Genomic DNA, 21,644 nt, shown 5'->3' with positions numbered 1-21,644 from the left:
CTTCCGTGTGATCTGGATCAGCGCGGTCGGTGGACATGCGCACTTTGCACGATGCCGAAGGCGGCCATCAGGACAAGCATGGCTGAACCGCCATAGCTGACCATCGGCAGCGGCACGCCCACCACCGGCGCCAGTCCCATCACCATCGACATGTTCACCGCGAAGAACAGGAAGAAGGTGATGGCGATCCCCATAGTGGCGAGCGATGAGAACCTGTCGCGTTCTGAGATCGCCGAGGCGATGCAGAAGACAATGATCAGCGCATAGAGTGTCAGAAGCGACACTCCGCCGATAAAGCCGAATTCCTCGGCCAGGGTGGTAAAGATGAAGTCGGTGTGTTTCTCGGGCAGGAAGTTCAGCCGCGATTGCGTGCCCTGCATGAAACCGCGTCCGGCCCAGCCGCCCGATCCCAGGGCGATCTTCGATTGGGTGATGTGATAGCCCGCCCCCAGCGGGTCGCTGCCGGGGTCGAGGAAGGTGTCGATCCGACGGTATTGGTAATCCTTCAGCAGTTGCCAGGGGGTGCCGCGGGATTCGAAGACTGCGGTGACAAGGCCGATGCTGATGGCCAGGACGAATGCGAAATAGCCCCAGTGAACGCCGGCCAGGAACATCACGCCGGCCCCGGCGATCAACAGCAGCAGCGCGGTGCCGAGATCGGGCTGTTTCAGCACCAGAAAGGTCGGTAGCAGGATCAACACCACCGGCACCAGCACCCAGAACAGGCGCGATGTCTTTTGTGCGGGCAACCAATCGTAATAGGCGGCCAGCATCATCACCAGGGTGATCTTGGTCAGTTCGGAGGGCTGCAGCCGCATGAAGCCCAGGTCGATCCAGCGCTGTGCCCCCATGCCGATCGACCCGAAGAACTCCACCGCGAACAAGAGCAGCACCGACAGCCCATAGGCCACCGCGGCCATGTTGCGCCAGAACCAGATCGGCACCATGGCGATGGAGAACATCACCGCCAGTCCGAGCACGAAACGCTTGATCTGCGGTTCGGCCCAGGGGGTGAAGGAGCCGCCGGCGACGGAATAGAGCATCAGGACACCGACGCCGGCGACCGACATCAGCAGCAGCGTCAGCGGCCAGTTCAGATAGAGGACCTTGCGAAATCCGGTTGGCGCGGATTTGACGGCATATTCGAGATAACTCATGCGCGGCCGCTTTCCTCTTCGTCGCGGCGCAGGCGTTCGCGGCGCAGGCGGTCCTGCAACTCTTTCACTCGCGACCGGTCCTTGGCCGGATAGGCGGTCAGCGGCGGGGTATCGCCGTAAAGCGCCTGGAGCATGATGTCGCGGGCCACCGGCGCCGCCACCGACGAGCCGCCGCCGCCGTGTTCGATCACCACCGAGACCGCGTATTTCGGCTTGTCATAGGGGGCGAAGCAGACGAACAGCGCATGGTCCCGCCGTTCCCAGGGCAGATCCTCGTTGCGGACCACGCCTGAGGCGCGTTCGGCGGCGGTGATGTTGCGGACCTGGCTGGTGCCGGTCTTGCCGGCCATGCGGAATGCGTCCTCGATGATCCGGCTGCCGTAGGCGGTGCCGCGCCGGTCGTTCGAGACCGCATACATCCCCTTGCGCAGCATGCGCAGGTTGACCGGGTTCAGCTCCATCGCCTCGCCCGCGCCCGAGGGTTGTTCGATGCCGTCGATCGACTTGATCAGCCGCGGCGTGACCGACCTCCCGGTGGCGACACGGGCGGTCATCACCGACAGTTGCAGCGGCGAGGCGAGCATGTAGCCCTGGCCGATCGAGGCGTTGGCTGTATCGCCGATCAGCCATTCCTGACCGTGCACGCGCTGTTTCCAGTCGCGGTTCGGGGCCAGGCCGCGGGCAACGGCGGACATCGGCAGATCATGGCGCACGCCGATGCCAAAGCGTTGGGCCATGGCAGAAATCTTGTCGATCCCGACCTTCATGGCGAGATCGTAATAATAGACGTCGCAGCTTTGTTTCAGCGAGGTTTCAAGGTCCACATGGCCATGGCCGCCGCGCCGCCAGCAGTGGAACCGGCGGCCCGAGACCTCAAGATACCCGGGGCAATAGACGGTATCGGTGGGGCCGATGATGCCCTCCTCCAGTGCCGCGAGCGCGGTAATCACCTTGAAGGTGGAGCCGGGCGGATAGACCCCCTGCACCGATTTCGAGGACAGGGGGCGGTGTGGGTCTTCGGTCAGCTTGCTGTAATCGGCGACCGAGATGCCGCGCACGAAAAGATTGGGATCGAAGCTCGGCGCCGAGACGATGGCGCGCAGGTCGCCGGTTTCGCAATCGAGCACCACGGCGCTGGCGCTTTCGCTGCCAAGCCGGGCCTGGACGTAATTCTGAAGTTCGGCATCCAGCGTCAGTTGCAGATCGGCGCCGGGCTGGCCTTCTCGGCGGTCGAGCTCGCGCATGACGCGACCGGTAGCGTTGACCTCGACCCGCTTGGCACCGGCCTTGCCACGCAGCATCTCTTCGCGTTTCGCCTCGAGCCCGACCTTGCCGATCTGGAACCGCGGGATGCGCAACACCGGTTCGGGGTCTTCCAGCTTGCTGAGATCGTAATCGCTGACCGGGCCGACATAACCGATCACATGGGCGAAATCGGCGCCACGGGGATAGATGCGGGTCAGGCCCACCTCAGGAGTGATGCCGGGCAGGGCAGGGGCGTTGACCGCGACCTTCGAGATATCGTCCCACCCTCTCTGGTCGGCAAGCGTCACTGGCAGAAAGGGCGGGCTGCGGCGCATTTCGGTCAGCGCCCGGTCAAGCTCTTCCTGATCCAGCGGGATCAGTTCCGAGAGGTGTTGCAGCACCTGATCGACATCGCCGGCATCCTCGCGCACGATGACGATGCGGTAGCTGGGAGAGTTCTGCGCCAGCACATTGCCGTTGCGGTCGAAAATCTTGCCGCGCGCGGGGGGGATCAGGCGGATGTTGATCCGGTTCTCTTCGGCCAGCAGGCGAAACTGATCGGCCTGGTCGATCTGCAGATAGCGCATGCGCAGGGCCAGGCCTCCGGCAAAGGCCAGTTGCAGGCCGCCGACCAGAAGGGTGCGGCGACTGGTGCTGCGTTGCAACAGCGACAATTCGCGGGGATTGCGTCTCATGCGCGGCCTCCCATGGCTTCGGCATCGCTGGGGGTCAGTTTGCTCACCCCCATTAGGGATTGTGTCACCAGTACCACCGGCGGATAGGCCAGCATGGTCATCAGCATCTGGATCAGGCTGAGGCTGAGCTGCGCCTGTTCGACCGCGAGGATCGACAGGACCAGCCGGTTCAGCACGGTGATCGCCAGCAGGGTCAGACAGACCGCCAGCCATTCGGCGACAAAGCTGGCCCCGCGCAACGTCGCGGCGCGGCTTTTCAGATACTCGCTGCCCAGAACCACCAGAAGCGCCATCAGCCCGGGCGGGCGCTGGAAAAGCAGATCGGCCAGCAGCATGACACCGGCAATGATCAGCAGCGGCGCATAGTCGGGACGACGCAGGCACCAGGCGAAGGAAAAGGCGATCAGAAGATCGGGAGGCGCCCAGCGGCGCGGGACGGTATCGAGCGGCAGCAGGTGGAAGAAGATGATCAGCACCCCGAGGCCGAGAAAGGCGGCCCGCATCAGCCACAGACGAGATGCGGAGAAATTAGCCATTGCCATCCGCCCCGGTCTGCGCCGCGCCCTCCCCGGTGTCGGGGGCAAGCGGAGCGGGATTGTCCGGGCCCGAGGGCAGCACGATCCCGCCGGGGTCGGTTACCGTCTCGGTGCCATGGTGGCGCAGTACCCGCAGGAACTCCAGCCGTTCGTAATCTGCCGCCAGTCGCACCCGCAGCCGCCCCGTCGGATCGGCCGCGACCTGTCCGATCAGCAGCCCGGCGGGGAACACGCCACCATCGCCCGAGGTGATCACCCGGTCGCCGGGGCGCACCAGGTCGGGGTTTTCCAGAAAGTCGATCAGCGGAGCGGCGGTGTTGTTGCCGGTGATCAGCGCGGTCTGTCCCGACGGCTGGATGATCGCGGGGATCGAGCTGGAGGCATCGGTCAGCAGGATCACCCGGGAAGTGTTTTCTCCGGTGCCGGAGATGCGCCCGACCAGGCCGATGCCATCCATCGCCGCCCATCCATCGCGGATGCCGTCGCGGGCGCCGACGTTCAATAGGACCGATTGACGGAACGGAGAGCCGCTGTCGGCCAGCACCACGCCGGTGATATAGGTCAGCCGCGGGTCGAGCCGGACATTGTTCAGATCCAGCAGGCGGGCGTTTTCCTGCTCAAGCTGCAGCGCCGCCTCTTTCCAGGCCTTCATCTGGCGTAGCTCGCGGCGCAGTTCCTGGTTCTGCTCGGCAAGCTGGCGATAGCTTTTGAAATCGCGCAGCAGGTTGATGGTGCCGGTGACCGGGGCCATCGCCCAATCCATCGACGGCACCACCCGGTCGACCACCTGGGCGCGAAACCGCTCGACCCGCGGGCTGTCGATGCGCCAAACCAGAAAGATGCCGATCAGGCAGAGAACGACAATCCCAAGCACCAGCCGGCGCAGGGGGGCGGTGTAATCGTCGCGCTGCGAACGGTCTCTGGCCAATGGCTTCCTTCCGTCATGCCGGGCGCGAACACCCGGCTGCCGTCAAACCTTGCGCCGGGCTCAGCTATCGTAGTCGATGGCGTGGCGCAGTTGTTTTTCGTATTCCAGCGCCTTGCCGGTGCCAAGGGCGACGCAGTTCAAGCTTTCGTCAGCGATCGACACCGCCAGCCCGGTCTGTTCGCGCAGCGCCAGATCCAGATCGCCCAGCAGCGCACCGCCACCGGTCAGCATCACGCCGCGGTCGACGATATCGGCGGCCAGATCGGGGGGCGTGGTTTCCAGTGCGGTCATCACCGCCTCGCAGATCTGCTGTACCGGTTCGGCCAGCGCCTCGGCGATCTGCGCCTGGGTGACCTCGATCTCCTTCGGGACGCCGTTCAGCAGGTCACGCCCGCGGATCTGCATCGAGGTGCCGCGCCCGTCGTCGGGCATCCGTGCGGTGCCGATGGTGGTCTTGATCCGCTCGGCGGTGCTTTCGCCGATCAGCAGGTTCATGTTGCGCCGCAGGTAGGAGATCACGGCCTCGTCCATGCGGTCACCGCCGACACGGACCGAACGGGCATAGACGATATCGCCCAGCGACAGCACCGCCACTTCGGTGGTCCCGCCGCCGATATCGACAACCATGTTGCCGGTGGGATCGGTGATCGGCATGCCGGCTCCGATGGCGGCGGCGATCGGTTCGGCGATCAGCCCGGCGCGGCGGGCGCCGGCGGACAGAACCGACTGGCGGATCGCACGTTTTTCAACCGGGGTGGCGCCATGGGGCACGCAGACGATGATCTTCGGTTTCGAGAAGGTCGAGCGTTTGTGCACCTTGCGGATGAAGTGCTTGATCATCTCTTCGGCGGTGTCGAAGTCGGCGATCACGCCTTCGCGCATCGGGCGAATGGCCTCGATCGAGCCGGGGGTCCGGCCCAGCATCAGCTTGGCATCCTCTCCCACGGCCAGAACCTTCTTCACGCCGTCCTTGACGTGATAGGCCACCACCGAGGGTTCCGACAGGATCACACCCCGGCCTTTGACATAGACCAGCGTATTCGCCGTGCCGAGGTCGATCGCCATATCCGAAGAAAAGAGACCGCCCAGATTTCCAAACACCGCCATTCCTGTGAGATCCTGCTGAAATGCTACAGATGTGCCCCTCGATTCCCGGGGACGCTTGACTTTTGCCTTATATGCGGCAGCGGCATCGGGCGAAAGGGTGGAATCCGGCGGGGCGCGCCTTTTCGCCGCCCGCTGCCGGCAGACGCCCGGCAGGCGCCCCTGCTGTGCATTTTCGGGGCGGACAGTCGGCGGAGGGAAAGCTGTTTCGCCATCGCGCGATCATGTGACACGCCACTGATCGTGGGGGACTATTTTCAGCTGGTGGGGAGTGTGCCGGCCTGTCGGGGATGGGGGCCTCGCTTCGAAGCGGCGCAGGCGGAGGCCAGAGAGATTGCCGGCGCGAAAGGGGGCCTTCGCGCCGGCGGCACAAGATCAGTGCATGTCTTTGTAAGAGATTTCACGGGTATCTGCGCCGGGACCGGTCTTTTGGCGGCGTACCGCCAGGCGGTTCAGCGCGTTGACATAGGCGCGGGCCGAGGCAACCACCGTGTCGGTATCCGCCGACTGGCCGGTGACGATCATGCCGTCCTCTTCCAGACGCACGGTCACGGTGGCCTGGGCATCGGTGCCCTCGGTCACGGCACTGACCTGATAGAGCTGCAGATGCGCCTTGTTCGGGTAAAGCGCGCGCACCGCCTTGAAGCTGGCATCGACCGGGCCGTCGCCATGTTCGGTGGCGATCATCTCCTTGCCGTCGATTTCCATTTCCAGCGTGGCTTCCGCCGGGCCGCCGGTGCCGCAGAGCACCTTGAGCGACACGATCTGAAGCTTGTCCTCTCCCGCATCCGATGTGGCGCCGACGAGGGCGACGATATCGTCGTCGTAGACCTCTTTCTTGCGATCAGCGAGCTCCTTGAAGCGGATAAAGATGTCGCGAAGCTGGTTGTCGCCAACCTCATGGCCGAGCTGTTTCAGCTTGTCGCGCAGCGCCGCGCGGCCCGAATGCTTGCCAAGCGGCAGGCTGGACCCGGTGAGACCCACGTCCTCGGGGCGCATGATCTCGAACGTTTCCTTGTTCTTCAGCATGCCGTCCTGGTGGATGCCGGATTCATGCGCAAAGGCGTTCTTGCCGACGATGGCCTTGTTGAACTGCACCGGAAAGCCCGACACCGTGGCGACGCGGCGCGAGATATGCATGATCTTGCTGCTGTCGACGCCGGTGGTCCAGGGCATAATGTCATGGCGCACCTTCAGCGCCATCACCACCTCTTCCAGCGCGGTGTTGCCGGCGCGTTCGCCCAACCCGTTGATGGTGCATTCGATCTGCCGTGCGCCGCCGGCGACGGCGGCCAGCGCGTTCGCCGTCGCCATGCCCAGATCATTGTGGCAATGGGTGGCGAAGATCACCTCATCGGCGCCGGGGACGGTCTCGATCAGTCGCCGGATCAGCGAGGCACTTTCTTCCGGCGCGGTGTAGCCGACGGTATCGGGCACGTTGATGGTGGTGGCGCCGGCCTTGATGGCGATTTCCACCACCCGACAGAGGTAATCCCATTCCGTCCGCGTCGCATCCATCGGCGACCATTGGATATCGTCGCACAGGTTGCGGGCGTGGCTGACGGTTTCGTGGATCTTCTGCGCCATCTCGTCCATCGTCAGGTTCGGGATGGCCCGGTGCAGCGGCGAGGTGCCGATAAAGGTATGGATGCGCGGCTTGGCGGCGTGTTTCACCGCCTCCCAGCAACGGTCGATATCGGCAAAATTGGCGCGGGCCAGCCCGCAAATCACCGAATTCTTCGAATTCGTCGCGATCTCGGACACCGCGTGGAAATCGCCTTCCGAGGCGATCGGGAAGCCGGCCTCGATGATATCGACGCCCATGTCATCGAGCAGGCCGGCGATCTCCAGCTTCTCGTTATGGGTCATGGTGGCGCCCGGGCTCTGTTCGCCGTCGCGCAGAGTCGTGTCGAAAATCAAGACGCGGTCTTTGTCGGATGCAGTGGTCATGTCGGTAACTTTCGTATCTGTCCTAAAGCCTCGTGGCGCGCAGGCGTCCTCCTCTGAGCGGGCGCGCCGAAGGGCACGCTCAGAGGCGGGTTAGGATCAGTAGGCCACGCAGCGACGCGCCGCAAAAAGCGGTCCGGGTCGGGATATGTGCGTGGCTGGTCATGGGGCGAACCATATACCGGGAGCTGCAGAAAAGAAAAGGCCAAACTTCGCCGCGTGGGGGCAAGACGTCGGATGGCGGCGGTGCCTGCCCGGTGGATTCTCGGTTCCGGGGAAGCGTTCCTGTTTGATATGTTTTGATTTTCGAATATGTTCAGGATCAGGGAGGCCCGCCGGATGGTTCGGCGCGGAGGATCTGCGACAGGCAGGGGGCCCGATCGGGGTGCGACCGGTCGCTGGCAGTATCTTGGAGGATCGAAAATGACGCATGTGGTTATCCTGGGGGCGGGGCTGGGCGGAACCATCCAGGCCTATGAGCTGCGCGACGCTCTTGCCGCGACGGACAAGGTCACGGTGATTTCGAACAAGCCTTATTTCCAGTTCACGCCCTCGAACCCCTGGGCCGGGATCGGCTGGCGAAAGAAGGAAGAGATCACCATCGACCTCGCTCCGGTGATGTCCCGGCGTGATATCGACTTCATCTGCGACGGCGCGGTCAAACTCGATCCCGACGCCCAGATCATCCATCTGCAGAGCGGCCGAGAGGTCAGCTATGATTATCTGGTGATCGCAACCGGCCCCGATCTGGCCTTTGACGAGATCGAGGGCTTCGGGCCCGAGGCGCTGACCAATTCGATCTGCCAGATCGAACATGCCGAGATCTCGGGCAAGAATTGGGAGGCCTTCTGTGCCAACCCGGGGCCGATCGTGGTGGGGGCGGTGCAGGGCGCCTCCTGTTTCGGGCCGGCCTATGAATTCGCCATGACGCTGGATACAGACCTGCGCCGGCGCAAGATCCGCGACAAGGTGCCGATGACCTTCGTGACTTCGGAACCCTATGTCGGTCATATGGGGCTCAATGGTGTCGGCGATACCAAGGGCATGATGGAAAGCATCATGCGCGACCGGGATATCAAGTGGATCACCAATGCCAAGGTCGACAAGTTCGCCGACGGCACCGTCTATGTCACCCAGGTGGATGACGACGGCGCCGAGAAGAAGACATACGAACTTCCCTTCTCCTATTCGATGATGCTGCCCGCCTTCCGCGGCATTCCGGCGCTGATGGGGCTCGAGGGGCTGGTGAACCCGCGCGGCTTTGTCCTGACCGACGAATATCAGCGCAACCCGAAATACCCCAATATCTTCGGGATCGGGGTCTGCATCGCCATCGCGCCGCCGGACCCCACCCCGGTGCCGACCGGCGTGCCGAAGACTGGCTTCATGATCGAAAGCATGGTGACGGCCACCGCCAAGAACATCCCGCTGCTGATCGCGGGCCAAGAGCCGACCTATCAGCCTACCTGGAACGCGCTTTGCCTAGCCGATTTTGGCGATCGTGGCGCCGCATTCCTGGCAATGCCGCAGGTGCCGCCGCGCAACGTCAACTGGGCGGCAGAGGGGCGCTGGGTCCATTGGGCCAAGCTGGTCTTTGAGTGGTATTTCATGCGAAAGATCCGCACCGGCGTCAGCGAGCCGTTCTATGAACGCTTCGTGATGAAGCTGGCCAAGATCCACAAGCTCAAGGGGGAATGAGCCCGGGATCATGCCGGCCCTCGTGGGCTCACATGGCTCACATGGGGCCGGATGCCAGGGGCGGTTTAGCGCCGGTGACCGGCCTCAGTCGCCGGTCTTCAATGCGCCGTTTTCCCAGGTGCCGCTGGCTTCCTGACCGGTGGCGTAACGCATGGTGCCGTCGCCCTGCCGCTTGCCGTTCTTGAACGTGCCCTCATAGACATCGCCATTGGCATAGGTGGCCACGCCCTTGCCGTTGATCTCGCCGCCTGACCATTGTCCCTTGTAGTGGAAGCCGTCGGTCATGGTGATCTCGCCTTCGCCATCGCGCTGGCCCTGAACGAACCGCCCCTCATAGACCGAGCCGTCGGCATAGGTGGCCTTGCCCTGACCGTCGCGCTGGCCCTCTTTCCACTCGCCCTCGTAGCGATAGCCGTCGGCATAGGTCATCACCCCATAGCCGTCGTTCTTGGCGTTCTTGAACTGCCCCTTGTAGACGATGCCATTGGGATAGGTGGCGGTGCCCTCGCCGTCGATCACCCCGGCTTTCCACTCGCCCTCGTAGGTCGAGCCATCGGGATAGGTGATCTTGCCGGTGCCATCGGCCAGATCGGCGCGGAACTGGCCCTCATAGACCGAGCCGTCGGGATAGGTGACATGACCCTGGCCCTCGATCTGTCCGGCCACCCAGTCGCCAGTATAGATATAACCATCCCTGCCGGTGAAGGTGCCCTGACCGTTGCGGCGGTCGTCGGCGAATTCGCCCTCGTAGGTATCGCCATTGGCATAGGTGACCTTGCCCTTGCCCTCGCGCCGGCCGGCGACCAGATCGCCGACATAGACGTCGCCATTGGCCTGGGTCAGCGTGCCCTGGCCGTTGATCTGCCCGTCGGCCCAGTTCCCCACATAGCTCAGCCCGTCGGGCAGGGTCAGCTTGCCCTCACCCGAACGCTGGCCGGCCTCGATGGCGCCGTCATAGACCGCCCCATCGGGATAGGTGATCACCCCATGGCCCTGTTTCTCGCCATTCACCCAGTCGCCGCGGTATTCATAGCCGCCGGGGCTTGTCATCACCCCGTAGCCGTCATGCTGGGCGTTCTTGAAGCCACCCTCGTAGCGCACGCCATTGGCATAGGTCGCCACCCCCTGGCCGTTGATCACCCCGTCGGCCCAGTCGCCTTCATAGGTGCCGCCGTCGGCAAAGGTGATCTTGCCCAGTCCGTTCGGCTTGCCCTTGGCGAACTCACCCTCATAGACCGAGCCGTTGGGAAAGCGCGCGGTGCCCTTGCCCTTGATTTCCCCGTCCACCCATTCGCCGGTGTATTCATAGCCGTTGGGCAGCCGGTAGGTGCCGGTGCCATGCTGCAACCCGCCGCGGAAGGTGCCCTCGTACACGCCGCCGATATCGTCCTCGGTGGTCAGAACTTGAGAATCCTGCGCCCGCGCCGCGCCGCTCAGGGCCAGTCCGGTCGCCGCCGCCGCCAATGCCATGCCAAGATTTTTCATCGGACGTCCTGCCTGCTTCAACGTTGTGCCGCGATCCTGCGAAAGTCTCCCGGAAACTAGGCGAGGGGCAGGGGACAGGCAATGTCTTTTCCCCCTCTCGGCTGCTCTCGGCCTTTCCCTCGGGGCGGGATCTGTTAAATGGCCTTCAGAGGACTTGGAACGCACAAAGGGCACGAGGTCAGGATGGAACAGGGGATGTCGGGCCGGTTTCGCGTGACGCTGGCGCAGCTCAATCCGGTGATGGGCGATCTGAAGGGCAATGCGGCGCAGGCGCTCGCGGCCTGGGAGGAGGGACGTGCCGCCGGGGCCGATCTGGTGGCGCTGCCCGAGATGTTCATTACCGGTTACAACACCCAGGATCTGGTGATGAAGCCGGCCTTCCAGATCGACGCGATGGAAGCGATCAAGGCACTGGCGGCCGAGGTCGCGGATGGCCCGGCGCTGGCCATCGGTGGCCCCTGGGTCGAGGGCGATCAGCTTTTCAACGCCTATTTCATCCTCAAGGGCGGGCAGATCGCCAGCCGGATGCTGAAGCATAACCTGCCCAATGAGCTGGTCTTCGACGAGGTGCGGATTTTTGATTCCGGTCCGCTGGGCGGCCCCTATTCGGTGGGCAATACCCGTATCGGCAGCCCGATCTGCGAAGATGCCTGGCACGAGGAAGTGGCTGAGACTCTGGCCGAGACCGGGGCGGAATTCCTGCTCGTGCCCAACGGATCGCCCTATTTCCGCGGCAAGCATGACGTGCGGCTGACCCATATGGTCGCCCGCGTGGTCGAGACCGGTCTGCCGCTGATCTATCTGAACATGGTGGGTGGTCAGGACGATCAAGTGTTCGATGGCGCCAGCTTCGGGCTGAACCCGGGCGGCAAACTGGCGTTCCAGATGCCGCAGTTCGACGAGGCGATCGCCCATATCGACCTGGAACAGGGCGCCGATGGTTGGCGCATCCTGCCCGGTGAGGAGCATGTCCATGCTTCGGATTGGGAGCAGGACTATCGCGTGATGGTGCAGTCTTTGCGCGATTACATGGGCAAGACCGGGTTTTCGAAAGTGCTGCTGGGGCTGTCGGGCGGTATCGATTCGGCCATTGTCGCGGCCATCGCCGTCGATGCCCTGGGGGCGGAAAACGTGCGCTGCGTCATGCTGCCGTCTGAATACACCAGCCGGGAGTCGCTGGAGGACGCCGAGGCAGTCGCCAAGGCGCTGGGGTGCCACTACGACTATGTCCCGATCGCCGAGGGACGCGCCGCCATCACCAATACTCTGGCGCCGCTCTTCGAGGGGCGTGAACCCGATCTGACCGAGGAAAACATCCAGTCGCGCCTGCGCGGGCTGCTGCTGATGGCAATGTCGAACAAGTTCGGCGAGATGTTGCTGACAACCGGCAATAAGTCCGAAGTGGCGGTGGGCTATGCCACCATCTATGGCGACATGGCGGGCGGCTATAACCCGATCAAGGATCTCTACAAGACCCGGGTGTTCGAGACCTGCCGCTGGCGCAACGCCAATCACCGGTCCTGGATGAAGGGCCCGGAAGGCGAGGTGATCGCGCCGCGCGTGATCGACAAACCGCCAAGCGCCGAGTTGCGCGCTGATCAGAAAGACAGCGACAGCCTGCCGGATTATCCTGAACTGGATGCAATCCTCGATATTCTGGTGGACCGGGACGGTTCAATCGCTGATTGTGTCGAGGCGGGCTTTGACCGGGCTACGGCCAAACGGGTGGAGCATCTGCTTTATATCAGTGAATACAAACGCTTCCAGTCCGCTCCCGGGGCGCGGTTGACCAAACGGGCGTTCTGGCTCGACCGCCGGTACCCGATCGTCAACCGCTGGCGGGACCCAAGCTAAAAAGGACCAGGCATGACCGCGCCAGACCTCAGCCTTCGCCCCGCCGCGCCGCATCTCTGGCAACTTCGGGCGATGGTTGCGCTGGCGGGGTTTGCCTGGGGAATGACCGGCCCGCTGACGAAACTGGCGATTTCGACAGGGCATAACGCCATCGGCATTTCTTTCTGGAGCACGCTTTTCGCCGCCGGAATCCTGAGCGGTGTTCTGTTGCTGCGCGGTCAGCGGTTGCCACTGGGCGGGCGCCATATTCGGCTTTACCTCAGTGCCGGTCTTCTGGGCACGGCGCTGCCCAATGCGCTTTCCTTCACGGCCTATGGTCATTTGCCCATCGGTATCATGGTGATGCTCTTGTCGCTGCTCCCGATGGTGACGCTGTTGATGGCCTGGCCGCTGGGGCTGGAGCGACCGACGCCGCGGCGGCTGGCGGGCATCGTGCTGGGCATGCTCGGCGTGGCGCTGATCGTGCTGCCGGGTACCAGCCTGCCGGACCCGGCGCAGGCGATCTGGATCCTGGCGCCGCTGATCGTGGCGATCTCCTATTCCGGGGAAAGCATCGTGATCGCCTGGGCCGATATCCGCGATATGGGGCCCACCGCCACGTTGTGTGGCATGAGCTGGGGCGCGCTCAGTCTGATTACCCCGGTGATGCTGATCACCGGCACCGGTTTCGACATCACCGCTTTCGGCGCGCCGGAGCTGGCCGTGATGGGGCTCGCGCTGCTCAATCTGGTGGCCTATGCGGGCTATATCTGGCTGATCGGGCATGCCGGGCCGGTCTTTGCGTCGCAGACCGGTTATGTGGTGACGGGCACCGGGGTGCTGTTGGGCATGATTTTTTTCGGCGAGCGGCATTCGATCTGGGTCTGGGGCGCGCTGTGCCTAATCGTCGTCGGCGTGACCATGGTGCAGCCGAAACAGGACGACCCCTAGTCCGCGCCCGCCGCCGGGGTTTCGTGTCCCGGGGCGGGCGCGGGTGGGGTGGTGTCACATCATCTGATAGCTGACCGGGACGAAACGGAAGCCTTCGCCGCGCGTCTCCACGTATCCGGCGGCAGGGAAGGGCATGTGATAGCCGATCATCGGCAGCTTTTCTGTCGCCAGCATGTCCAGCACCCGGCGGCGCGAGGCGGTCGCATCGGCCTTGTTCATGTCAAAGCTCACCTCCCATTCCGGATGGGCGAAACACCAGACATAGTGGTTCGCCAGATCGGCGGTCAGTATCAGCCGCTGTCCGTGGTTCTCCAGGTGATACGACATGTGCCCCGGCGTGTGGCCGAAGGTCGCCATCGCGGTGATGCCCGGCGCTATCTCGGCCCCGTCCTCGATGAAACTCATCTTCTCGGCCAGCGGTGTGACGTTTTTCGCCACCAGCGCGCCGGCGCCCTTGCTGGCATCGGCCTTTGACCAGAAATCATATTCCACCCGGCCGGTGACATATCGCGCATTGGCGAAGGTCGGTGCGCCGTCGGTCATCAGCCCGCCGATATGATCGGGGTGCATGTGGGTGATCACCACCAGGTCGATCTGGTCAGGTGTGACGCCGGCCTGCGCCAGCGCCTGGGCGATGCCGCCCTGGCCGAGCCCGGTGTCGAACAGCACCCGCTGGCCGTTCACCTCGACCAGCGTGGGGGTGAAATAGAATTGCGCCATGTCGGCGGGGATGAAGTTCTCGGCGGAAACACGGGCGAATTTCTCTTCCGAGGCGCCGCCGCCGAAGATCGCGCGCGGGTTCTCGCGCGGGGCAGAACCGTCGAGCAGGGAGGTCACGCCCATTTCGCCCAGCTTGAAGCTGCGGGCGCGGGGCAGGTGGGGCGCGGATTGCGCGCGCGCCGCCCCGGGTAGGGAGAGGGTTGCGGCAGTCAGGGGCAGGGCGGCGGCGCCGGCCAGGGCGGCACGGCGGGTCAGGCTGGTCGTCATGGTCTTCACTCCTCTGGAACTCTGCGTCCTATGTAGGGCCGCAGCCTGGTTGGGCGAGGGGAAGGCGGGCAAAAGTCAGACGATGCGAGGGCCCAACTCGGCGGGGTCGGCATCGGTGTGCCAGAATTCTACCGCGCCCACCGGGCAGGCGGCGACGGCGCGCTCGAAGACGGCGGGCAGCACCGCGCGGCGCAGGGTCCAGGCGGTGGCCTCGATCGCATTGTCGGGGGTCAGATTGTGATGGGGGCGCAGCGCCTTGGCCTCGACGGTCATCTCCTCGCGGCTGCCGAAGGGCAGTTGCGGCAGCGCGATATCCCAATCCTCGACAAAGATCGCGCGCGGCACGCAGGGCAGCATCGAGGCGAAGATCAGCCCCTGCTGCACGGTGACGCGGCGGCGGAACACGTAAAGCACCCCCTGCAGGGCGGTATAGGCCGAATTGTCGGAAATCAGCCCCATCCGGTCCTTGGCATCGTCCATCATGGCGCGCCATTCACGGCTGGCCTGGCGGTAAGTGTGCGGCATCGGCATGGCGGAATCCTCCTTGCCGCAAGCCTAGATCGCCGGCCCGAACTGGACAACCGGCCCCCTCTGTGACAAACGGCAGGCAATAGGAGACGCCCAATGATCACCACCCGTTTCGCCCCGTCGCCCACCGGCTATATCCACGTCGGCAACCTGCGCACCGCGCTGATGAATTACATGATCGCCCGCAAGGCTGGCGGCACCTTCATCCTGCGGATCGACGACACCGATCAGGAACGGTCGAAGCAGGAATATATCGACGGGATCATGGAAGATCTGGAGTGGCTGGGGATCGGCTGGGACCGGATCGAATATCAGTCCAAACGGCTGGACCGCTATCACGAGGCCGCCGACAAGCTGCGTGCGATGGGCCGTTTCTATGAGGCCTTCGAGACGCCGACCGAACTGGATCTGAAACGCAAGAAACAGCTCAACATGGGCAAGCCGCCGGTCTATGACCGCGCCGCGCTGGAGCTGTCGGATGCTGAAAAGGACGCGCTGCGCGCCGAGCGGGGCAATGGTGTCTGGCGCTTCTTGCTGAACCGCGAGCGGATCGACTGGGAGGATGGCATTCTCGGCGCGATCTCGATCGACGCGGCGTCTGTCTCCGACCCGGTGCTGATCCGTGGTGATGGGCAGATCCTCTATACACTGGCCTCGGTGGTCGATGACATGGAAATGGGCGTGACCAATATCGTTCGTGGTGCCGATCACGTGACCAATACCGCGACCCAGATCCAGATCATCGAAGCGCTGGGTGGCACCGCCCCGGCCTTCGCGCACCACTCGCTGCTGACCGGCCCGCAGGGTGAGGCGCTGTCGAAACGTCTCGGCGCGCTGTCCCTGCGCGACCTGCGCGCGCAGGGGATCAAGCCGATGGCGCTCCTCAGCCTGATGGCGCGGCTCGGTTCGGCCGATCCGGTAGAGCTGCGCTCCTCCATGGATGAGTTGATCGAGGGGTTCGACATTTCCCGCTTTGGTGCGGCGCCGACCAAGTTCGACGTCAATGACCTGTTCCCGCTGACGGCGCATCACCTGCAGTCGCTGCCGCTGGAGGCCGTGCGGGCCGAGATCGACGCGCTTGGCGTGCCGGCCGATCTGGCCGAACCCTTCTGGCTGATGGCGCGGGACAATATCTCCACGCTGAAGGATCTCGATGGCTGGTGGACGCTCTGCCGCGACGGAGCGGAGCCGCTGATCGACGACGAGGATAAAGAGTTCATCGCCGAAGCGATGACGCTGTTGCCCGAACCGCCGTTCACCGCCGAGACCTGGGGCCAATGGACCGCAGCGGTGAAGGCCGCCACCGGTCGCAAGGGCCGGGGCCTGTTCATGCCTCTGCGCAAGGCGCTGACGGGCATGAACCATGGGCCCGAGATGGCGGCGCTGATGCCGCTTTTGCAAAAGGTGCGGGCGAAGGCCTAAGCCTCCGGCACGACCGTCGCACCCAGGGTGGTGAGGCGGTCGTCGACAAAGGCTGCCTCCGCCGGGCTCAGGTGCTGGTGGCGGGGATAGCGCGGCGCCGCCCGATCGTTCAGGATCGGTGCGTCCCAGCCGTCGGTGGTGGCGAAGAATCGCGCTGCGCCCTCGGCCCCGAACTCCCGCAGATAGCCCTGTACCACCACGTCCAGATAGCTCAGGAGGATGGGGTGGCGGATCGTTTCGTTGCTCTGCCGGTGATCGGGCACGGCATAGACCGCGATGTCGATCTCATGCGGGATCGCATGGCTGACGGCATCGCTCGCCGGCAGCCGGTCATAGGCCCATTCCCTTTGATCCAGTGCCACCCAGTCGCCGTTTGGCACATGGGCGATCATGCCCTCGATGACGGCCTGCGGATCGGGGATCGCGGTGAGGAAGGCGACCGGGCGCAGATCGGTATGCCGCCAGGCCCGGCGCCAGCCAGTCAGCCGGGCCGGGCGGGGATCGTCGAAATCATGGGTAGAGGTGTTCACGAGGCTGCCGTAGCCGAAGAAATAGGGGTCTGCCATATCTGTCCGTCGTATCGTTACGAGGGCGGTATTGATGTATGTCAAACCGCCATTTCGGTAAGACTGGCATAACTGCGCAAATCATCCAAGTCGGGGGGATTGTCTCGGCCGGCCAAGTAAGAGGGTTTCCAGTGCGGATCACCAAACGGACCAATATCGCCATTCGGTTGCTGATGTATTGTGCCGCGCATCCTGAGCGGCTTGTCACCAAGTCCGAGATTGCCCAGGTTTGCAACGTCTCGGAAAACCATCTGGCGCAGGTGATCAACCAGCTTGGCCAGCTCGGATACCTGCAAACGCATCGCGGCCGCAATGGTGGCATGAGCCTGGCACGGTCCGCCGAAACGGTGCAGATCGGCGAGGTCTTCCGCCTGATGGAGGGCAGCCTGCCGTTGGCCGAATGTTTCGCCGATGCCGAAAACACCTGTCCGCTGGTCAGCGCCTGCCGGTTGCGGCTGGCACTGATGGATGCTGCCCAGGCCTTTTATGCTTCGCTGGACGAGGTGACGCTGGATGCGCTGATCTGCGACAACCTCGATCTGGTGGAGCTGTTGCAGCCGGTCGGCTGCAACCGTGCCAAGACCGTGTCTATTCCCGCGATCTGAGAACGCGGGCTGGCCGTGCCTTGAGCGGCAGCCAGGCAAAGACCAGACCCGCGATCAGCGTGGCGAGGATGCCGCCTGTGACCACCAGCAGGGCGGCGGGCCAGATTACGGTGAAGGCGGTCTCAAGCACCTTATGCGATACTGCCCAGGCGCCGGCGATGCCGGCTGCCAGGGCGACAAGCCCCGCCGCGGCGCCGAGAAGCGCGCTGCGTAGGGCAAAGCTCAGCAGGATGCGGGCGCGGGTGGCGCCCAGTGTCTTCAGGATCGCGGCCTCTGTCGTGCGCGCACCCACCCCGGCGGCGGCGGCGCCGATCAGCACCAGAAAGCCGGTCAGCAGGGAAATTCCCGCGCCCCAGCGGGTGGCGCCGGCGATGCCCGATAGGACCTCGGCCACCCGGTCGATGGCGTCGCGCACCCGGATCGCGGTGATATTGGGAAATTCCCCGGCCAGGTCGCGCAGGATCGGTGCCTCGGCCGCCGGATCGGCATAGACGGTGGCGATGAAACTGTGCGGTGCGCCGGCCAGCGCGGCCGGGTCCATCGTCAGGATGAAGCCCATCCCGGCGCTGGAGAAATCGACCTCGCGAAAGCTGGTGATGGTGGCGGTGATGTCGCGGCCCAGCACATTCACCGTCATGGTGTCGCCAAGTTTCAGCCCCATCTCGGCGGCTTCCTCGGCGGCAAAGCTGATCTGCGGCGGACCGGCGTAATCTTCGGGCCACCACTGGCCGGCGGTGATGCGGGTGTTGGCGCCGGGGGTGGCGGCATAGGTGATGCCGCGGTCCCCCCGGATCACCCAATGATTGCCGGCCACCTCGCGCGCGGGCCGGTCGTTGATCCTGGTGATCACGCCGCGCAGCATGGGTGCAGTTTCGACGCGGTGCACGCCGGGGTCGCCCGTCACCCGGGCCAGAAAGCCGGGCATCTGATCCTTCTGGATATCGACGAAGAAGTAAGACGGCGCGATCTCGGGCAGATTGCCCGAGATGGCGTTGCGCAGGGTGCCGTCGATCTGCCCCACGGCGGAAAGGACAGAAAGGCCAAGACCCAGAGACAGCACCACCGATCCTGCGCCTTCCTGCCGGGCCGCGATGGCGTCGAGCGCCCACCGCAGCGCCGGGCGGCCATGGGCGAGGGGGGCGGCGCGGCGTGCGATCCAGCGCATCGCCCCGGCGGTGAGCGCCAGCAGCACCAGCGCCCCGGCGATGCCGCCGGCGGTCCAGAGCGTCAACGCCCAGGTCCCTGAGAAGAGCGCCGCCAGCGCGATGAGCAACGCCAGCGCGGCACCGATCGCCAGCAGATAGCGCGGCGCCGGGATCAGCCGGGCGCCCGACAGCGCGTCACGATAGAGCGTGGCGGCGCGCACCTCTTCGGTGCGGGCGAGTGGCCAGAGGGTGAAGATCAGCGCGGTCAGCAGGCCATAGATCGCAGCCTCTCCCAAGGGCTTGGGATAAAGCGCGAAGATCGCCGGCACCGGCAAGTCTGCCCCGATCAGAGGCCCCAGCAGCAGCGGCAGCCCACCGCCCAGCAGCACCCCCATGGCAATCCCCAGCACCGACAGCGCGCCGATCTGCAGGAAATAGGTCAGGAAGATCGTCGCCCGATCCGCCCCCAGCGTGCGCAGCGTTGCGATCACCGCGGTCTTTCCCGCCAGATAGCTGCGCACGGCGGAAGAGACGCCGATGCCCCCCACGGCGAGGCCCGACAGGCCGACCAGCACCAGGAAGGCGCCCAGCCGGTCGACGAATTGTTTCACCCCCGGCGCGCCATTACGGGAATCGCGCCAGCGCATGCCGGTTTCCGCAAAGCGTTGCCGTGCCTCCCCGGCAAGCTGATGCAGATCGTGGCCCGCCGGCAGCAGCAGCCGGTATTTCGTTGAAAACAGCGTCCCCGGCGCCAGCAGACCGGAGGCGGCGAGCGCCCGGGTCGCCACGATGGTCCGGGGACCGAGGCCGAAGCCTGCCGCGGCGCTGTCGGGTTCCTTGGTCAGTGCAGCCATCAACACGAAGTCCTGCGTGCCCAGCCGGAAACGATCGCCGGGGGCCAGGCCCAGACGGTCGCTCAGCACCCGTTCCATCACCGCGCCGGGCAGGCCGTCCCGCCCGGCAAGCGCCTGATCCAGTGGCATGTCAGGCGCCAGTTGCACCCGGCCCACCAGCGGATAGGCGTCGTCCACCGCCTTGACCTGGGTCAGCGCCCGCTCCGCACCGGCAGTGCCATCGACCACGGCCATGGAGCGGAAATCGACGATCTCCGATGTCTTCAGCGCGGTCCGGGCCATCCAGTCGCGTTCCTCCGCCGTGGCGAAGCGATAGGTGAACTCCATCTCGGCATCGCCACCCAGAAGCGCCGCACCTTCACGCGTCAGTCCCGCCTCGATCGCGGCGCGGACCGATCCGACAGCGGCGATGGCGGCAACGCCCAGCGTCAGGCAGGCCAGGAAGATGCCGAAGCCGCGCAGGCCGCCGCGCAGCTCGCGCCGGGCAAAGCGCAGGGCGAGGGTGAGCGATCTCATGCCTCGATCACCTCGTGGTCGATCTGGCCGTCACGCAGCCGCACCACCCGGTCGCAGCGCGCCGCCAGTTCCGGCGCATGGGTGACCAGCACCAGCGTGGCGCCATGGCGGTCGCGCAGATCGAACAGCATGTCCATGATCGCCCGGCCGTTCGCCTCGTCGAGATTGCCGGTGGGCTCGTCCGCAAGCAGGATCTGCGGCCGGGGTGCTGCGGCGCGGGCCAGCGCCACCCGCTGCTGTTCACCGCCCGACAGCTCCGACGGGTAATGTCCGGCGCGATGCGCCAGCCCCACCGCCTCAAGCTCGGCCCGGGCGCGGTCAAAGGCGTCGCGGGCGCCGGCCAGTTCCAGCGGCGTGGCCACATTCTCCAGCGCGGTCATGGTGGGGATCAGGTGGAAAGATTGGAACACCACCCCCATGTGATCGCGGCGAAACCGCGCCAAGGCGTCTTCATTCATCGCGGTCAGATCGCGATCCAGCGCCCAGACGCTGCCGCCGGTGGCGCGCTCCAGCCCGCCCATCAGCATGAGGAGCGAGGATTTGCCCGATCCAGACGGGCCGGTCAGCCCCAGGGTTTCGCCCGCCGCGACCTGCAGCGAGATGCCGCGCAGGATATCGATCCGCCCCGCATTGCCATCCAGCGACAAAACCGCATCTTTGAGCATGAGGATCGGGTCGGGCATCGGCGGCATCCTTGTCTGGCACCCTCGGGATATGGAGCGCGCGGCGAAATGTACAAGTTTATCATGACATTGATCCTGGCCCTTTGTGGCGTGGCGGCAACGGCCGGGCCGGTGACCGTGGCGGCATTGGGCGACAGCCTGACGCAGGGCTATGGTCTGCCTGAGGGGGACGGCTTCGTGCCGCAGCTTCAACGCTGGCTTGGCGATCACGGCGCCGATGCGGTGCTGATCAACGCGGGCGTCTCGGGCGATACCACCGCCGGGGGCGCCGCGCGGGTCGCCTGGACGCTGAGCCCCGAGGTCAAGGCGATGATCGTGGCGCTCGGCGGCAACGACATGCTGCGGGGGCTCGACCCGGCGGTGACGCGCGCCAATCTCGAAACGATCCTGACCACGGCGGATCAGGCCGGGGTCAAGGTGCTGCTGATCGGCATGCAGGCGCCCGGCAACTACGGGCCCGACTACAAGGCTGAATTCGATGCGATCTATCCCGATCTGGCGGCGGAACATGGGGCGCTTTACGCTGCGAGTTTCTTCGAGGGGTTGCAGGAGATCAGCAGCGATCCGGCGGCGCTACAACCTTTCATGCAGGCTGATGGCATCCATCCCAACGCCGAAGGCGTCACTCGCATCGTCGCGGCGTTGGGCCCGAAGGTGCTGGAGCTGGTCCGCGCGGCACAATAGGGGGTGGCGGGAAACCTACGTGCCGCGTCCCGAAACGCCGCGTCTGATGGGCAAAATCACCTGCCGGAGGGGCTT

At 65.0% G+C, this 21,644-nt stretch carries 18 protein-coding genes; 6 read left to right on the top strand and 12 right to left on the bottom strand.

The annotated features are described in order from the left end of the window. Positions 1-17 precede the first annotated feature (17 nt). From rodA to G455_RS0107980, 6 genes are all read right to left on the bottom strand, one after another. The gene (rodA, locus tag G455_RS0108005) at positions 18-1,157 is read right to left on the bottom strand and encodes a rod shape-determining protein RodA (RefSeq protein ID WP_028093219.1); all 1,140 of its coding nucleotides are present in this window, start codon (positions 1,155-1,157) and stop codon (positions 18-20) included. Beyond that, entirely contained in the window at positions 1,154-3,097 is a 1,944-nt protein-coding gene (gene mrdA, locus G455_RS0108000) for a penicillin-binding protein 2 (protein WP_028093218.1), read from the bottom strand. The genes rodA and mrdA overlap by 4 nt, the downstream gene beginning before the upstream one ends. After that, positions 3,094-3,633, bottom strand: coding sequence for a hypothetical protein (locus tag G455_RS0107995; protein WP_028093217.1), 540 nt, complete (start codon positions 3,631-3,633; stop codon positions 3,094-3,096). The genes mrdA and G455_RS0107995 overlap by 4 nt, the downstream gene beginning before the upstream one ends. Then, positions 3,626-4,561 carry a rod shape-determining protein MreC gene (gene mreC / locus G455_RS0107990; protein WP_028093216.1) on the bottom strand — a complete coding sequence of 312 codons (936 nt, stop codon included), beginning with the start codon at positions 4,559-4,561 and terminating at the stop codon, positions 3,626-3,628. Before mreC ends, G455_RS0107995 begins: the two co-directional genes overlap by 8 nt. 60 nt (positions 4,562-4,621) lie before the next feature. After that, positions 4,622-5,668 carry a rod shape-determining protein gene (locus G455_RS0107985; RefSeq protein WP_028093215.1) on the bottom strand — a complete coding sequence of 349 codons (1,047 nt, stop codon included), beginning with the start codon at positions 5,666-5,668 and terminating at the stop codon, positions 4,622-4,624. Between the two features lie 372 nt (positions 5,669-6,040). After that, entirely contained in the window at positions 6,041-7,615 is a 1,575-nt protein-coding gene (locus G455_RS0107980) for a 2-isopropylmalate synthase (protein ID WP_028093214.1), read from the bottom strand. Positions 7,616-8,035: 420 nt separating this feature from the next. On the opposite strand from G455_RS0107980, the gene G455_RS0107975 reads away from it, so the two are divergent. After that, positions 8,036-9,310 (top strand): NAD(P)/FAD-dependent oxidoreductase, encoded by a 1,275-nt coding sequence (locus G455_RS0107975; protein ID WP_028093213.1) that lies wholly within the window; start codon positions 8,036-8,038, stop codon positions 9,308-9,310. An 84-nt stretch (positions 9,311-9,394) separates the two neighbouring features. Here the strand turns inward: G455_RS0107975 and G455_RS0107970 are convergent, their stop codons facing one another. After that, positions 9,395-10,795 carry an MORN repeat-containing protein gene (locus G455_RS0107970; RefSeq protein ID WP_028093212.1) on the bottom strand — a complete coding sequence of 467 codons (1,401 nt, stop codon included), beginning with the start codon at positions 10,793-10,795 and terminating at the stop codon, positions 9,395-9,397. A gap of 195 nt (positions 10,796-10,990) precedes the next feature. Between G455_RS0107970 and G455_RS0107965 the strand changes: the two genes are divergently transcribed. Then, complete coding sequence (locus G455_RS0107965) at positions 10,991-12,649, top strand: NAD+ synthase (RefSeq protein WP_028093211.1); 1,659 nt, start codon at positions 10,991-10,993, stop codon at positions 12,647-12,649. A gap of 12 nt (positions 12,650-12,661) precedes the next feature. Continuing rightward, positions 12,662-13,579: a DMT family transporter gene (locus G455_RS0107960; protein ID WP_051312289.1), complete on the top strand. Its 918-nt coding sequence runs from the start codon at positions 12,662-12,664 to the stop codon at positions 13,577-13,579. A 54-nt stretch (positions 13,580-13,633) separates the two neighbouring features. Here G455_RS0107960 and G455_RS0107955 read toward each other — a convergent pair whose 3' ends face one another. Then, entirely contained in the window at positions 13,634-14,566 is a 933-nt protein-coding gene (locus G455_RS0107955; protein WP_028093209.1) for an MBL fold metallo-hydrolase, read from the bottom strand. Positions 14,567-14,641: 75 nt separating this feature from the next. Next, positions 14,642-15,097 (bottom strand): DUF2267 domain-containing protein, encoded by a 456-nt coding sequence (locus G455_RS0107950; RefSeq protein ID WP_028093208.1) that lies wholly within the window; start codon positions 15,095-15,097, stop codon positions 14,642-14,644. A 93-nt stretch (positions 15,098-15,190) separates the two neighbouring features. Here G455_RS0107950 and gltX point away from each other — a divergent pair, with 93 nt between their 5' ends. Continuing rightward, complete coding sequence (gene gltX, locus G455_RS0107945; RefSeq protein WP_028093207.1) at positions 15,191-16,516, top strand: glutamate--tRNA ligase; 1,326 nt, start codon at positions 15,191-15,193, stop codon at positions 16,514-16,516. Here gltX and G455_RS0107940 read toward each other — a convergent pair. Next, complete coding sequence (locus G455_RS0107940) at positions 16,513-17,082, bottom strand: gamma-glutamylcyclotransferase (protein ID WP_028093206.1); 570 nt, start codon at positions 17,080-17,082, stop codon at positions 16,513-16,515. The two genes, gltX and G455_RS0107940, sit on opposite strands and share 4 nt — an antisense overlap. 131 nt (positions 17,083-17,213) lie before the next feature. Here G455_RS0107940 and G455_RS0107935 point away from each other — a divergent pair, with 131 nt between their 5' ends. Continuing rightward, complete coding sequence (locus tag G455_RS0107935; RefSeq protein ID WP_028093205.1) at positions 17,214-17,687, top strand: RrF2 family transcriptional regulator; 474 nt, start codon at positions 17,214-17,216, stop codon at positions 17,685-17,687. Here G455_RS0107935 and G455_RS0107930 read toward each other — a convergent pair. Beyond that, positions 17,671-20,202: an ABC transporter permease gene (locus G455_RS0107930; protein ID WP_028093204.1), complete on the bottom strand. Its 2,532-nt coding sequence runs from the start codon at positions 20,200-20,202 to the stop codon at positions 17,671-17,673. The two genes, G455_RS0107935 and G455_RS0107930, sit on opposite strands and share 17 nt — an antisense overlap. Next, the gene (locus G455_RS0107925; RefSeq protein WP_028093203.1) at positions 20,199-20,885 is read right to left on the bottom strand and encodes an ABC transporter ATP-binding protein; all 687 of its coding nucleotides are present in this window, start codon (positions 20,883-20,885) and stop codon (positions 20,199-20,201) included. Before G455_RS0107925 ends, G455_RS0107930 begins: the two co-directional genes overlap by 4 nt. A gap of 48 nt (positions 20,886-20,933) precedes the next feature. Between G455_RS0107925 and G455_RS0107920 the strand changes: the two genes are divergently transcribed. Further along, complete coding sequence (locus tag G455_RS0107920; protein WP_028093202.1) at positions 20,934-21,569, top strand: arylesterase; 636 nt, start codon at positions 20,934-20,936, stop codon at positions 21,567-21,569. Positions 21,570-21,644 lie beyond the last annotated feature (75 nt).

It is taken from the genome of Pseudodonghicola xiamenensis DSM 18339 (assembly GCF_000429365.1).
In the GTDB taxonomy this organism is placed as follows: domain Bacteria; phylum Pseudomonadota; class Alphaproteobacteria; order Rhodobacterales; family Rhodobacteraceae; genus Pseudodonghicola; species Pseudodonghicola xiamenensis.
The sequence above is the reverse complement of the archived record's forward strand: the minus strand, read 5'-3'. Positions and strand labels throughout refer to the sequence as shown.

What these genes read in the sequence shown, in the direction of transcription:
- rodA (WP_028093219.1), bottom strand. Translation starts at nt 1,157, where the DNA reads ATGAGTTATCTCGAATATGCCGTCAAATCCGCGCCAACCGGATTTCGC.
- mrdA (WP_028093218.1), bottom strand. Translation starts at nt 3,097, where the DNA reads ATGAGACGCAATCCCCGCGAATTGTCGCTGTTGCAACGCAGCACCAGT.
- G455_RS0107995 (WP_028093217.1), bottom strand. Translation starts at nt 3,633, where the DNA reads ATGGCTAATTTCTCCGCATCTCGTCTGTGGCTGATGCGGGCCGCCTTT.
- G455_RS0107985 (WP_028093215.1), bottom strand. Translation starts at nt 5,668, where the DNA reads ATGGCGGTGTTTGGAAATCTGGGCGGTCTCTTTTCTTCGGATATGGCG.
- G455_RS0107980 (WP_028093214.1), bottom strand. Translation starts at nt 7,615, where the DNA reads ATGACCACTGCATCCGACAAAGACCGCGTCTTGATTTTCGACACGACT.
- G455_RS0107975 (WP_028093213.1), top strand. Translation starts at nt 8,036, where the DNA reads ATGACGCATGTGGTTATCCTGGGGGCGGGGCTGGGCGGAACCATCCAG.
- G455_RS0107970 (WP_028093212.1), bottom strand. Translation starts at nt 10,795, where the DNA reads ATGAAAAATCTTGGCATGGCATTGGCGGCGGCGGCGACCGGACTGGCC.
- G455_RS0107965 (WP_028093211.1), top strand. Translation starts at nt 10,991, where the DNA reads ATGTCGGGCCGGTTTCGCGTGACGCTGGCGCAGCTCAATCCGGTGATG.
- G455_RS0107960 (WP_051312289.1), top strand. Translation starts at nt 12,662, where the DNA reads ATGACCGCGCCAGACCTCAGCCTTCGCCCCGCCGCGCCGCATCTCTGG.
- G455_RS0107955 (WP_028093209.1), bottom strand. Translation starts at nt 14,566, where the DNA reads ATGACGACCAGCCTGACCCGCCGTGCCGCCCTGGCCGGCGCCGCCGCC.
- G455_RS0107950 (WP_028093208.1), bottom strand. Translation starts at nt 15,097, where the DNA reads ATGCCGATGCCGCACACTTACCGCCAGGCCAGCCGTGAATGGCGCGCC.
- gltX (WP_028093207.1), top strand. Translation starts at nt 15,191, where the DNA reads ATGATCACCACCCGTTTCGCCCCGTCGCCCACCGGCTATATCCACGTC.
- G455_RS0107940 (WP_028093206.1), bottom strand. Translation starts at nt 17,082, where the DNA reads ATGGCAGACCCCTATTTCTTCGGCTACGGCAGCCTCGTGAACACCTCT.
- G455_RS0107930 (WP_028093204.1), bottom strand. Translation starts at nt 20,202, where the DNA reads ATGAGATCGCTCACCCTCGCCCTGCGCTTTGCCCGGCGCGAGCTGCGC.
- G455_RS0107925 (WP_028093203.1), bottom strand. Translation starts at nt 20,885, where the DNA reads ATGCCCGACCCGATCCTCATGCTCAAAGATGCGGTTTTGTCGCTGGAT.
- G455_RS0107920 (WP_028093202.1), top strand. Translation starts at nt 20,934, where the DNA reads ATGTACAAGTTTATCATGACATTGATCCTGGCCCTTTGTGGCGTGGCG.